The organism is Actinomycetota bacterium (genome assembly GCA_030019255.1).
Taxonomy (GTDB): domain Bacteria; phylum Actinomycetota; class Geothermincolia; order Geothermincolales; family RBG-13-55-18; genus Solincola_A.
Map to the genome: position 1 here is coordinate 1 of JASEFK010000013.1, position 12,867 is coordinate 12,867.

11 protein-coding genes are annotated in these 12,867 nt (G+C 60.6%); 5 read left to right on the plus strand and 6 right to left on the minus strand.

All coding sequences use genetic code 11. The features are described from left to right. Positions 1-396: 396 nt before the first annotated feature. Entirely contained in the window at positions 397-840 is a 444-nt protein-coding gene (locus QME84_10385; GenBank protein ID MDI6874672.1) for an Hsp20/alpha crystallin family protein, read from the minus strand. Positions 841-1,201: 361 nt separating this feature from the next. Between QME84_10385 and QME84_10390 the strand changes: the two genes are divergently transcribed. Next, on the plus strand, positions 1,202-1,561 hold the full coding sequence (locus QME84_10390) for a MerR family transcriptional regulator (GenBank protein ID MDI6874673.1): 360 nt from the start codon (positions 1,202-1,204) through the stop codon (positions 1,559-1,561). A 210-nt stretch (positions 1,562-1,771) separates the two neighbouring features. On the opposite strand, the gene QME84_10395 is transcribed toward QME84_10390, so the two are convergent. Beyond that, on the minus strand, positions 1,772-1,891 hold the full coding sequence (locus tag QME84_10395; GenBank protein MDI6874674.1) for a rubredoxin: 120 nt from the start codon (positions 1,889-1,891) through the stop codon (positions 1,772-1,774). 824 nt (positions 1,892-2,715) lie between these two features. Between QME84_10395 and QME84_10400 the strand changes: the two genes are divergently transcribed. Together QME84_10400 and QME84_10405 are read left to right on the plus strand one after the other, a co-directional pair. Continuing rightward, entirely contained in the window at positions 2,716-4,347 is a 1,632-nt protein-coding gene (locus QME84_10400; protein ID MDI6874675.1) for a cellulase family glycosylhydrolase, read from the plus strand. Positions 4,348-5,122: 775 nt separating this feature from the next. Next, positions 5,123-6,271, plus strand: coding sequence for a nitronate monooxygenase (locus tag QME84_10405; GenBank protein MDI6874676.1), 1,149 nt, complete (start codon positions 5,123-5,125; stop codon positions 6,269-6,271). 51 nt (positions 6,272-6,322) lie between these two features. Here QME84_10405 and QME84_10410 read toward each other — a convergent pair whose 3' ends face one another. Next, positions 6,323-6,784: a PaaI family thioesterase gene (locus QME84_10410; protein ID MDI6874677.1), complete on the minus strand. Its 462-nt coding sequence runs from the start codon at positions 6,782-6,784 to the stop codon at positions 6,323-6,325. 468 nt (positions 6,785-7,252) lie between these two features. Then, complete coding sequence (locus QME84_10415; protein MDI6874678.1) at positions 7,253-8,071, minus strand: Sir2 family NAD-dependent protein deacetylase; 819 nt, start codon at positions 8,069-8,071, stop codon at positions 7,253-7,255. A gap of 882 nt (positions 8,072-8,953) precedes the next feature. Here QME84_10415 and QME84_10420 point away from each other — a divergent pair. Further along, positions 8,954-9,766, plus strand: a complete 813-nt coding sequence (locus QME84_10420; protein MDI6874679.1) for a methyltransferase domain-containing protein — start codon at positions 8,954-8,956, stop codon at positions 9,764-9,766. A gap of 22 nt (positions 9,767-9,788) precedes the next feature. Here QME84_10420 and QME84_10425 read toward each other — a convergent pair whose 3' ends face one another. Continuing rightward, positions 9,789-10,532, minus strand: coding sequence for a sulfite exporter TauE/SafE family protein (locus QME84_10425; GenBank protein ID MDI6874680.1), 744 nt, complete (start codon positions 10,530-10,532; stop codon positions 9,789-9,791). 10 nt (positions 10,533-10,542) lie between these two features. Further along, positions 10,543-11,799 carry an alkyl sulfatase dimerization domain-containing protein gene (locus QME84_10430; GenBank protein MDI6874681.1) on the minus strand — a complete coding sequence of 419 codons (1,257 nt, stop codon included), beginning with the start codon at positions 11,797-11,799 and terminating at the stop codon, positions 10,543-10,545. 299 nt (positions 11,800-12,098) lie between these two features. On the opposite strand from QME84_10430, the gene QME84_10435 reads away from it, so the two are divergent. After that, the gene (locus tag QME84_10435; GenBank protein MDI6874682.1) at positions 12,099-12,854 is read left to right on the plus strand and encodes a hypothetical protein; all 756 of its coding nucleotides are present in this window, start codon (positions 12,099-12,101) and stop codon (positions 12,852-12,854) included. Positions 12,855-12,867 lie beyond the last annotated feature (13 nt).

A 12,867-nucleotide genomic window follows, 5' to 3' on the forward strand; every position in this document is an offset into this window, starting at 1 on the left:
TGCTCTCCATAATGTCTATGGATTTGGTGACACAATTTCGTATACGCTACCGCCGCATCAGCAAAGGCCACGATATTCGCTCCTATGCTTCGCGTCCATCCTCACCTTTTCTCAATCACCGAGATCCGGTGGGCGAAGGAAGTGCCTTCCAACGGGATCTATCCGTCCCGAAGCCGAGGATGGCTTGGAGTCTTTCCGGGTTGCCGCCTGCCGCTCCGTCTCCCCTTCTCGAAACGGAAACACGGGGTTCAACCGGCCACTTCGCGATTTCAGGACAAGTCGTGCTCGGCTATCCCTTAACCCCGTGTTCTTTCCCCAGGAATCCCTATCGGTACAATAAAAAGCGGGCTGCCACGGCCCGCTTTTTGCATCGGTCTCCCCCCACCCGCCGGGAGGTCAGGAGGCCTCGATGGGGATTCTCTTCCTGGCCGAAACCTCCTTGCCGGCCCCCTTTATCCTCACTTCCAGTACCCCCTTCTTCAAGCGGGCGGTGATGTCGCTCTCCTTCACCTCCTTGGGCAAGGGGATATGCCGGGTGAAGGAGCCGGCGAACCTCTCCCGGCGGAAATAATTCTTGTCCTCCTCCTTCTCCTCGTGTACGTGCCTCCCGGAGATGGTAAGGCAGCCGTCACTGAGGTCTATGTGGATATCCTCCGGATTCATGTCCGGAAGCTCCATCTTGATGACCATGTCACCCTTTTCCGAGTAGACATCCATGCTCGGCCACCAGGATAAGCCCCCGAACCAGGGGAGGTTATCGAGCTCGTCCCACAGCCACCCCCTCGAGAACCATCCCCGGAAAGGCAGGAGGGAGAACGGACTCCATCTCACCAGGGACATCGCTCCCACCTCCTTTCTTCTTTATCTTCCGGGCTCACACTCCAGCCAGAGCCCTCCGGTCACTCAATTCACCTCTCCCGATTTCTGCTTCTTCCGAGAAATTCTCCACTTCACCGATAAAACCGCGGGTCAAGACCTCTGCATCATCCGTATTCCCGAACTCGTAAAGGCAAACCTGGCACATGTCGAACTCTATGGATCCCGCACTTCCGCAGCGTGGACACCTATAAAGTCCGACCAACTGCCGATCACCTCCTCCTGGGCGATTAAATCTCACAATTTATGTTAGATTTTATTTTATATTATGTCAAGATATATAATAAATGTTGACATATTATTTTGCTTGTCTTATAACAAAAGCATGGAAAAGGGTGCCGGCAAGAACGAGATTTTCAAGGACGACGAACCCCTCTACACCATAGGGGTCGTCTCTCGTATGCTCAATTGCGACCCCAGCACCCTCCGACGTTACGAGAGCGCCGGGCTGGTTAGTCCCGGGAGGACGGAGGGAAACACGCGCCTGTATTCCAACCGTAACGTGGAGACTTTACGCACGGTGCACAGGCTGATCGACCAAGAGAAGCTGAACGTCCACGGGGTCCGCAAGGTCCTGGAGCTGGAGCGGGAGATCGAGAAGCTCAAGGCCCGCGTCCGGGAACTGGAGGAAAAGCTGCGTGCTGCCAACCCCGAGGGAGAGAAGGGCAGGAACACCACCACATGATAAGGGAACCCGGCGTTGCGCCCTGGAATTGCGGGAGGAACCGGCCTTTCCCCACACTTCTTCATCCCTTCCTCAAACCTTTGGGCCTTGACCCGGTCGGCGGACGTCCCGGTTGCCGGGGAAGGAATCGGACGATGGCTTCCGGAATTCCGGCCTCAAGGGCTTCCGTTGGCTATGCACACCTTCCTGCCGCTCGCTCCCTTATCCCCGCTACTTGGGCTTGCTTTCCTTCTTCTCAAAGGCGTTCTGGGCGTCACAGTTCGGGCATTTCTTGGGCTTGCAGCGTGAATCCCTGACGTAACCGCACTTCTTGCAGACCCATTCCGCCATTTTCCACCTCCGATCTTCCTTCCTCGTGGACCATTGATCATCAACCGCTGGCTTCAGGTCTTATTTTTTCCAATAATCCTGGAGGGATAAACGCATTTTCGCGGCAATCCACTCCAGAGCCCAGCAATGGATGTCAGCCTCTTTATGCAACTCGAGGCCAGCTTGGGAAGAAACTAGTAATGGAGAGTGTTTTCACGGAATTGGAAGAGCAAGTCAAACGGAAAAGAAGAGCTCAACAAGGCCAACAGATTCTCAAGTGGGCAATATGGCAACACGCCTGATCATAGTTGCGTATGGCTTCCTGGGTCGAAGCCTGCGCGGCTGAACCATTTGACTTATTATGTTCGATTCTGTTAAATGGAGATGAGGGCGCTAATCCAAACGTGAGTAGGGGATAGGAATTCTTCATAAGTCTCCGTGTCCCTGTTCCATGAGCATCAAATTCAGCAACATGGCCATAAGGCCGAACTGGACTATTTTACCAATATCGGATCAAGGCTTCGAGGGAAGACTCCGATCGCCCGCAAGGCGAATCATCGTTTGCCGGTGAAAAGGGGCGTGTATGCGCTTTTCAGGCGTGAACCAGGTTTACGAAAGCCGAACCATCCTTGCGAAACGCACTCCCCTAAGGGATTAAGGGGGTGGAAATGAATGGGAAGAAACTTAAAAACGCGGACGGGAGCAAATGCCTTAAAGCGGGGAGAAAGCGAATGTCCTCACTCGCTTTCCTTGTTTCCGGCGCCATATGCATCGCCTTCCTTGCTTTTCCCGCCGTCTCCACGGCCCGGAGTAGCAGTGCAAATCCGCCCGGGATTTCGACCGGGATGGTGGGGACGCGTTTCGGGGCGGTATCCAGCCACATCAAGCTCTATCCTTACCCGCTTATCGAAAGTGAAATGGCCGCCCTGAAGGGAGCGGGGTTGGCCTGGTTGCGCTGCGACTTCGCCTGGTACGACCTGGAAACCGCTCCCGGGAAATGGGACTTCTCCGGAACCGACCTGGTGGTACAGGAGGCCGCGGAAAACGGCGTTTCCATCCTGGGTATCCTGGGAACCTCGCCTTACTGGGCAAATGGTGGAAAGGACTGGAATTACCCTCCCACGGACCTGGAGGCGTGGAGGAACTACGTCCGGACCGTGGCCTCAAGGTACCGGGGCCGGGTCACCGCGTGGGAGGTATGGAACGAGGAAAACATACCCGCCTTCTGGCAGCCTGAGCCCGACCCGGAGGTATACCTCGAGATTCTAGCCGACGCCTCGGATGAAATCCGCGCCGCGGATCCCGGGGCCCTCGTGGTCATGGGAGGAATGGCGGGATTGGGGTCGGACTTCATGGGCGCGTGCCTGGCCCTGGGAGCCGCGGAATACGTGGATGCCGTAGCCTACCATCCCTACGCCGAGACCATCGGGGTAGAGGGTCAGCCGGAAGAGGACCTGCTGAGGCCCAAGGAAGCCCTTAGCCGCTGGCTGGTCCAGTTCGTCCACTGGCTGGTATCGCAAAACACCCCCAAGGACCTCCAAGTGTGGATAACGGAAGTGGGATGGACCACCTGTGAACAGACGCCTCCCGGGGTGGACGTGGACACCCAGGCCGCTTACCTCCTCCGCACCATGATCAACTACGCAAGCACCGACGTGAACCGGGTTCTCTGGTACAACCTCAGGGATACCCATCTCAACGACATCGATCGCTACGGCCTTTTGGATTCGGGCTTCAACCCCAAGCCTTCCTACCACTGCTTCACCGCTTTCCAGGAGGTTTTCGGTAATACCATCCCGTTTTCAAGTCCACCGGTGACCTTTTCCTGCTCCAACCTGGAGACCCTAGAGGCGCACTCCTTCATCCGTGAAGACGGCACGATGCTTCTGGCGTTCTGGAAATCGGACGACTCCTTCGATCTCCTCGACCTTCACGTCACCGATCCTTCCTACTGGAATCCGGTACTTGTCGACCCCGCAAGCGGGGAGGAACAGCCGTTGCCGGGAACGGTCCGGGAGCCAGCCGGAGGCATCGAGGTTTTGGACATACAGGTAGGGAAGTATCCCGTCATCCTGAGCCTGAAGAAGGTGGACGTTTCTTCCGTTGGCCCCGCCCAGGCCTACCAGCACACCTTGCTCCTCAATCTCGACCTCGCCGGTTCGGGATTCCAGCCCGGCGCCGTCGTCCGCCTGGAAGCCGGCGGGAGAACTATCGATGGCCTTAATATGCAGTTCGCCTCCGAAAAGCGTCTCACCTGCGCGGTGACCCTCTGGGGCGTGGATCCGGGAAGCTACGACCTGGTGGTCATGAATCCCGACGGCTCCAGGGCCAGGTTGACCTCCGGGTTCAAGGTGCTCCCACTTTGCGGTACGGGTAGTGGAGCGGCATTGCTGGCCCTGGGTTGCCTGCTAGGCTTACTTTCCGTTCCCAGTGCCCTGCTTGCGCGCAGGAAGGAACGCAAGGCAGGAAGCCGATGAACGGTTAATGTCCTCCACATCTCTCGGCCGGCGGGCGGGGCGGGCAAGCATCGAATGATCGGGGGCTTCGCCGTTCAAGTGGTGATCCGTTCAAGGCCTGCTTTCCAGTTTCCGGTAACGCTCCTTCAGCGTCTTCAGGACCTCGAGGACGTCGTCCAGCCCGGACATCCAGAGATCCAGCAGTTCCATACCTTGAGGTGTAAGTCGGTAGACCTTGTGCGCAGGGCCAGCTCCCGTATCGTCCAGCGAACTCTCGGCCGGTCCCGTTCTTTAGAGCAGGCGCAAGAATTTTTCAAACCGGTTCGCAAGAACTTTATCGTGTTCCATGCCTATCCTCCGCGCCCTGCCGCCGTGGGTCGATCCTCGGGAAATCCATGCGTTTCAGGGTGTTGGTACACAAGGTTTGCGTACGCGTCAACCATCTCCGGGCGGCACCGGGAATCCATCCGCGTTCAGATATCCGCAAACGATGTGTGGTTCGAAGGCTGGCTTGGCCATATTAAGAACTGGACGTCAACCGTGCTTGTTTTCCGAGTACGGCTGTCTCTGGCGAATCTGGACCTGAAGCCATGCCGTACAGGGCACAGGCGGGCAGTGCGTGACCCCGAGGCCGAAAAGTAGGGGTTTCAACCGTGGAGATGCAGATCACGACTCCCATGGAAAGCCACCCTTGTTTCCTCAGATGGAAAAGGGGGAAATTCGGTGTATATTATTCATCAGGTGAAAAATAACCGTCTGCGAACGGGCTGGTCGGCGGGGAGGAAGGGGGAAGATTATGGGAAAGCGGGTTCTGCGTACCAGGCTCTGCGACATGCTGGGCATCGAGTATCCCATCCTCAGCGCGGGGATGGGGCCCAACCTCCTGGGCGAAGAGACAGGTGCTCCGGTGGACCTGGTGGTGGCCGTCTCAGAGGCTGGAGGCCTGGGCGTGCTGGGGGCCAGCGGATATTCTATAGGCGAACTCCGCCAGGCCATCCGGGAGATAAGAGCGCGCACTGATAAACCTTTCGGGGTGGACATACTTCTTCCCAAGAACATCGTGGACCTTCCCGAGGCGGAGGGGGAGGGAGAAGTGCCCCTGAGCCAGCTCCTGCGCACTCTGCCCCAGGCGCACCAGGAATGGATACGGAAGGTCAAAAAGGACCTCAACCTTCCCGACGTGGAGGTGATGGTCAAGACGGATTCAACCACCATGCGTCCCCGGGAGGCCATTAAGGTGTGCCTTGAAGAGAGGGTTCCCCTCTTCTGCGCGGGCTTGGGAAACCCGGGATTTATGGTCGAGGAGGCCCACGCCGTGGGCACCAAGGTCCTGGCCATCACCGGTAACACCAAGAACGCCAGGCGGATGGCGGAGGCGGGCATCGACCTACTGGTGGCCCAGGGGCACGAGGCCGGGGGTCATACCGGGAGGATAGGCACCATGGCCTTGGTGCCGGCCTGCATTGATGCCGCCTACCCGGTCCCGGTGCTGGCCGCCGGAGGCATCGGCGACGGCAGGGGCCTGGCCGCCGCCCTGGCCATGGGCTGCGTGGGCGTGTGGGTGGGCACCCGCTTCCTGGCCACAGTGGAGGGAGGAGCCCCGGAGATCATCAAGCGCCACATCGTGGAGGCCACGGACGAGGACACCAAGGTGTCCACCATGTTCACCGGCAAGACCCTGCGCTCCATTACCAGTAAATTCCATACCCTCTGGGAGGAATCTGGGCTGGAGCCCCTGCCCTTCCCCCTGCAGGTCCTGGTCTCATCGGCCCTCCTGGCTGCTTTCATCCAGGCCAATCGGGATGAATACATCGGCGGCTTTGCCGGCCAGGTAGCGGGCCTGATCAAGGACATCAAGCCTGCCGGGCAGGTCTTGGAAGAAATGGTGGAGGAGGCGGCGGACATCCTCACCCGGCGCCTCCCCGAAAACGTGATTGTGGAGTAATTCGGCGTTAATCGAAAAACTTGCGGGGATCTACTCCGTCCCAGTTTTCCACTATCTTTCACGGGGCATAACGAGCGGGCGCCCCGGACCCAAATTCAGGAGGGTGCTCAGACCTTTGGCCAATTGTTCGCCATCCTCCCCTAGAATATCGACCTCCGAGATGATGGTGGATCCGTGTTCGCCCGTCACCCTTCCTACGGCGGTCAATGTTCCACCGGTGCAACCACGGATATAGTTCAACTTCATTTCCACGGTGACCACGCGGCGGGAGCTTCCCGGGACCAGGGTTACGGCCGCCACCCCGGCGGCGGCGTCGGCCAGGGAGAAAATCACCCCCGGGTGGACCTGCCCCCGCTCATCAAGGTGGTGAGGCCCCGCTTCCAGTTCCAGGAGGGACATTCCGGGACGCAGTTCCTTCACCCTCATACCCAGGAGAAGATAGTAAGGGGAATACCTGGTGCGGTCCCTGATTATTTCCTCGACCTGTTGCTGCCACTCCTGTTGCGAGAACACCTCTTGGCCTCCGAGTGATGTAATTTCTCGTGTTGCATAGTATAGGCGAGGAGGCTAAGGGGGAGCAACATCTCGTGAACATGTACCCCATCTGCAAATGACCGTTCAAGCCTTGGGGCCCCGAGGGGCACGCGGCAGGGATTCATCTCCCATGTGCGGTCCGGCCATGCCGACGACGGTCTTTCCCGAGGTCCTTTCCCATCCCCATTCTCCAGGCCATGCACGATTGCCAGTCTGGTCACGCTTGCCGTGAAATCATCGCCTTCGAGCACGGGACTACTTTTGGGTCGTACAGATTTTTCCTCCCTGTCACCCGTATCTCATCGGCCGTGGGGCCCGCAGGATGTATCCCTCCCGGCGAATTTTCGGGCTTGCATTACGTGCCTTCCGAGGGATTCGCTGCAATGCGACTCTCCCTCTTCACCCTTTCCCGGGTGACCCAGCGGCTAAGATCGAGCGGGGATCAACTCATTCCAGGATACTTCTCACACATTCCACGATGCGGGGAAGCACCTCGCCCGTCTTGCCGATGATGCCCACGTCCACCAGCTCCTGGAAATAGCAGCCGGTGGCGTTTATCTCTATGAGCTTGGCCCCGGCGCCCTTGGCGTATTCCGGCAGGTAGGCGGCCGGGTACACCGCTCCCGAGGTCCCCAGAATGAGGAAGACATCCGAAGTCCTCGCCTCCTGGACCGCCTGGGGCATGTCCTGGACCGGCTCCCCGAAGCCCACCACGTCCAGGCGGCATATCCCCCCGCACCAGCAGCGTGAGGCCAGGGAGATGAGGCCCTGCAGGTCCCCCGCCTGCAGCAGTTCCACCAGCCTGTGCCCCAGGGTAAAGAGGTCCTCCCGGCTCAGACTGATCTTGCCCCCGCAACCCAGGCAGGCCAGGCGGAAGATGTTCCCGTGTACCTCGATGACCCTGGTGTTACCCGCTTCGCGGTGCAGGTTATCGATGTTCTGGGTGATCACCGAGCGGAGGATGCCCATCCTCTCCAGCTCCCCCAGGGCCAGGTGACCGGGGTTGGGACGGGCTTTCTCCAGCACCTCGAGCATTTCGGAGACAAAGGTCGTGGCCGAGGCGGGAATCTTGGACCCGCGGAAGAGGGCGGAGAAGATGTCCCCTCCACCCAGCTCGTAGGGATCGAAGCGGTCCCAGAGGCCCCCCGGATCCCGGAAGGTGGGAATGCCGCTCTCCGCGGATACCCCGGCACCGGAGAAGGCGACCAGGTTCCTGGCGGCGGCGATCAGCCGCGCCGCTTCCTCGATGGGGTCCTCGTCCGCCAAGACAGCCACTCCCTTCCCTGAAGGTACCTCCCGGGTCTCAGCCCACCCTCGCTTCTTCGCAAGTATTTATCGTTAAACTCGGCTTCCAGCCGATGAGGTTAAACACCTTTTCCAATCCACTCCTGTTTTCCTCGTACATGTTTATCGTTAAACCGCTCCAGCCCATCGGGGACGGCCGTGGATATTTCTTCGTCCCCGCCCCCCACGCATATTTAATGGTAAAACAGCCCCGCGTCACGCTCAATCTCTTTCCGCCCGCAGGGTCTCCCCTACTTCCTCTTCCTCCCATCCGACCTGGATGACAGGTTTGTCTCCCTGCTCTTTCCGACCTCGAAAACGCCCGTCGAGACGATACCCCGTACCTCTCCCCCATCGGTTCCCTTCCCGACTACTACCTGTAACCAGCGCCCGCGAAAGACTCCTTGAGTTTCTTGCATTGGGCCAACCGGCAACGGCCTGCAGCCGGGGAGTTTGGATTTCCCGCAAGGCAGGAGGCCTTACGGCCACGCCGGCCGTGCAGGACCGCCCAAAATAAGGTTGCGGGCAGCATAACCCATTCACGCACCCCCGGCACCGGGTTCACGTTTCAATCGATCCATGCCGCCCCAGGATTCCAGGCCATCGCCCGGCACGAAAAACCTGGCAGGCTTTCAGGTGCAATGCTGACCACGGGTTCGGACATGTGTTAAGAATAATGGTGATTGATTATGGTGATTGAGGGTTGAGGGGAAGGACAACCTTGAGCCTGAAGGCGAGGTTGGGCATGAAAGTGGGGAGCCACGGGCCGGAAAGCGGGCCTCTAGGCTCCGACCTCTCCTTGATGGGAATGATTACCAGGCAGGACAGCGAAAAGGCCCGGGTTGACGAAGAGGGGGAAACGGCTTGACCGAAAGGACGACTTCCTACCTGTGGGACGCGGAGGACTACCGCCACTTCTCCTCCCAGCAGAAGAAGTGGGGCCGGGAGTTGATGGACAAGCTGCGCCTCCGGGGAGACGAACACATCCTCGACCTGGGGTGCGGTGACGGCATGCTGGCCGCGGAGCTGGCGGAACGGGTTCCCCGCGGCTCGGTCCTGGGGGTGGACATATCCCCGGAGATGATCAACCATGCCTGCCGTTCCTATCCGCCCAGCCGCTATCCCAACCTTGCCTGGGAGGTGGCGGACGCCTCCCGTCTCGACTTCTACGAGCGCTTCGATATCGTCTTCTCCAACGCCGTGCTCCACTGGGTCCGGGACCAGTCGGCGGCCCTGCGGGGAATCGCCCGGGCGCTCAAGACGGGCGGTATCCTGCTGGCGCAGATGGCCGGGCGAGGCAACGCCGCCGAGGTGGCACGCGTGCTGGTCTCCCTGATGGCGAGCGAGAGATGGTCCACGTATTTCCATGACATGGAAATTCCCTATCTTTTTCTCCACCCCGAGGAATACGTGCCCCTCCTGGAGGAAGCGGGCCTGGACCCGGTGCGCGTGGAGCTCATGGAAAAGGACATGGTCCACCGGGGAAAGGAGGGGATGGCGGGGTGGATACGGAGTACCTGGCTGCCCTTCACCCAGCGCATCCCGGAGGAGCGGAGGGAGGAATTCATATCCGAGCTCGTAGATGGTTACCTGCGTGACTTCCCCCCCGACGAAGAAGGCCTGGTCCACGTGCAGGCGATCCGTCTGGAAGTGGAGGCCCGAAAACCGCCGCGTTAAGCCTAAGCTCCGCACCCGCCGCTCACAGGGCCTGGACCAGTATCACCACCCCCACCACGACCATCACCGCGGTGAAGAGGAGCCTCACGGTCCGGGACTCCAGCCGTCGGCTCATGAACCTGGCTCCCAGCTGGGAGGCGACCAGGGCGGAGGGGAGGGCCGCAGCCAGGACTATCCCCTCCACGGACATTCCAAAGGCGTGCACCAGGAAGGCCACCAGGCAGCCGGCGGCCACAATGAAGGGGGCGGTACCCGCCGCCTCCCGAGCGTCGAGGCCCATGAGCACCAGGACAGCCATGGTGAAAGGGCCCCCGTCGCGGGCGATGAAGCCGATCATGAACCCGATCCCCAATCCCACCAGGAGCCCGGTTAAAACTTCCTTTCTCCGGGAAAGCCCTTCCCCGGCCAGGCTCCGGCCCCTGAGGACCAGCAGTCCCACCAGGATGTTCACCACGGCGAAGGCGATCATGAGGGTCCGGGAGGAAGTGGGTCGCGCCAGCAGGGCGCCCAGCGGGCTTCCAAGGAGAACGGCCAGGGCGAAGGGCCAGCCGGTGCTCAGGCGCACCAGTCCCCTCCGGTAATAGACTAGGCCGGCCGAGAAACAGGTAACCGAGGCGACCAGGAGACCGAGGGGGATGGCCCCGGCCTTGAAATCCAGGCCCAGCCAGAAAAGGATGGGTACCAGTATCTGGGAACCTCCCGCCCCCATCATGGAGAAGACGAAGGATACCGCGAAAACGGCAAGGGAGATGGTGGCGGCTTGCATGCCTTAACCCTCAATCCTCTCCGCCCGCTTCCGGGGCTTCCAGCCTTTTCCTCAATTCCCTGGCGCCGGCCAGGAAAATGTTCCTGGCGATGAGGCTCCTTTCCTCCCCGGCCATCCTCTCCAGGATGCGGACCTTCGCCTTCATCGCCTCACGCCTCCCGTCCCCTCCGCCCGCCAGGATGAAGTCCAGGAGGTGAAGGGAGAGCTGCAGGTCGCCCCTCTCCTCGAGCTCTTTCGCCCTTGCCAGCACCCTCTCCCCTCCGCCCGCCAGGGCCAGTACCTCCCGGGCTATCTCCGCCTCGGCGGCGGGAAAGAGGTGGGAGGGGTTGCCGTCATACCAACCGTGATACTCCCGGAGCAGGGCCTGAATCACGAAGTAGGGATGGCCGTAGATGGGGGCCAGGTACGGGCTGCCGGCATATTCTTCCGGCCAGGTGAAGGAATGCAGTATCTCCTCCGGCCACAACCCCTGGTTGAGCATGTCCACTACCTGTTGGTCCAGGTGCTTCAGGGCCCCGGAAACCTCGAGGCAGGCCTCCTTCACAGCCTCCTCGCCCGCCAGGGGGTTACCGTGACCCGGGAGCATGACCTCCGGTGAACGTTCCGCCACCTGCTCCAGGGCCATCGCCCATTCCAGGGCATACCTCTGGACCTTGAAGGGGTTCCCCACGTTGGGGCAGGACCAGACCCAGAAATCGGAGACGCAGGCCACCCTTCTTTCCGGGATCCATAACCACAAGTGATCGTCCGTCTCGCCCCGCGCATGGCGCAGCTTCAAGGTTATCTCCCCGAAACGGATGGTCGTCTCGTCCCGCACCGTCTCGTCCGGATACACGTATTCCCACGGGAAGGCGGGGATGCCTTCTGGGATATCGAACTGCATGCGGTTGATGCGCTCGTGGTAGGGGAGCATCCTCCGGTAGCGGTCGAACCGTCGGGGCAGGGCCTCGTGAGCGATGACGTGGGGGCGTGGATGTCCCCTTTCCTCAGCGTCCCGCAGCAGGAAAGGAGTTCCGAAGGCGTGATCGGCGTGCCCGTGCCCGTAGATGATGTAGAGCACCGGCTTGTCGGTTAGGCGGCGCAATTCCTCCACGATCCGCGGGCCGTGGAAGGGCAAGCCCACGTCGAAGAGGGCGATGCCTTCCCCCGACTCCACGATGCACACGTTGGCCCATAGGCGAAGCATGTGGATGCCCTCTGCGACCTGGATCATCTCCGCCTCGCCCGAGAAGAGCGGGCTGCTCCCCAAGGAAGTGTTTTCGCTCATATCCGGCCCCTCCCCCGATCCGGTCATCCTAAGCCTTGCCCATACCGCCCAGCTCCGGAACGGAAAATTGGAAACCGGTTCTTGTCTCATTTTGCCCCATTATAGAACAAGCTCCTTTCTCTTGCATGCCCGGTTGCCCGCGCGCCTCCTCGCCGGCGCCGAGTAAGCCGTAGCCGGGGTGTCCCTTGGCCCCGTCCAGAAGGTTGTAGCAGGGCGCCCAGGGGTGGAGCCTGCTTTTCCCGCCTGTGGTTAAATAGGGCTATGCCCATCGGGAATGGAATAGAAAGGAGAGGCTTGGAATGTCCATGGAGCTCGAGAACAAGGTTTCCGGCTGGCTGGAGGAAAGGGTGGACGCCTTCGGCTTCGCTCCCGTGGAGCGCTTCGGCGAAGCTCCGGGAGAGCATCATCCTTCCAGGATTTGCCGGGACGCGGCCACGGTCATCGTTTACGGGGTGACCGTGCCCCGCACGGTCCTCACTTCCCCTGGTTATACCCTCCACCTCTTGCAGAGGGCTTATCACACCTCCTATTCCTACCTGGACCAGGTGGGACTGGCCCTCTCCCGCCTCCTGGAAGAGCTGGGGCACCCCGCGGTGGTCATCCCCGCCTACGCTCCCCTGGTCTTCCACGGCCTGGAGCCATGGGGACTCGTTTCCCTGAAACATGCCGCTGTCCAGGCCGGCCTGGGGTCCTTCGGCAGGAGCGGCATGGTCTACCATCCCCGCTTCGGCTCCCTTCTGCGGCTGGGGGCCGTGGTTACCGCCGCCTCCCTTCCCGGGAGCCCGGAAAAAGGGGAGGAACCCTGCCCGCCCGGCTGCAATGCCTGCCGGGAAAGGTGCCCGGCCGGCGCTTACGCCGTCGGATCCTTTCAGAAAATGGCATGCCTAGGCTATTCCGTCAAACACGGGATATACCGTCACGTGCTCACCGACGATTACGGCCGGGAGAACTTCGAGATGGTGGTCAACACCACCGGCTATAATTACTGGCTCAGCTGCACGGAATGCCAGAGGGTCTGCCCGCTGAACGCCGGGAAGGCACCGGTCCCCGGATGAGGAGGTGCTCTCA

Coding starts and splice junctions, on each gene's coding strand:
- QME84_10385 (MDI6874672.1), bottom strand. CDS start 840: ATGTCCCTGGTGAGATGGAGTCCGTTCTCCCTCCTGCCTTTCCGGGGA.
- QME84_10390 (MDI6874673.1), top strand. CDS start 1,202: ATGGAAAAGGGTGCCGGCAAGAACGAGATTTTCAAGGACGACGAACCC.
- QME84_10395 (MDI6874674.1), bottom strand. CDS start 1,891: ATGGCGGAATGGGTCTGCAAGAAGTGCGGTTACGTCAGGGATTCACGC.
- QME84_10400 (MDI6874675.1), top strand. CDS start 2,716: ATGGTGGGGACGCGTTTCGGGGCGGTATCCAGCCACATCAAGCTCTAT.
- QME84_10405 (MDI6874676.1), top strand. CDS start 5,123: ATGGGAAAGCGGGTTCTGCGTACCAGGCTCTGCGACATGCTGGGCATC.
- QME84_10425 (MDI6874680.1), bottom strand. CDS start 10,532: ATGCAAGCCGCCACCATCTCCCTTGCCGTTTTCGCGGTATCCTTCGTC.
- QME84_10430 (MDI6874681.1), bottom strand. CDS start 11,799: ATGAGCGAAAACACTTCCTTGGGGAGCAGCCCGCTCTTCTCGGGCGAG.
- QME84_10435 (MDI6874682.1), top strand. CDS start 12,099: ATGTCCATGGAGCTCGAGAACAAGGTTTCCGGCTGGCTGGAGGAAAGG.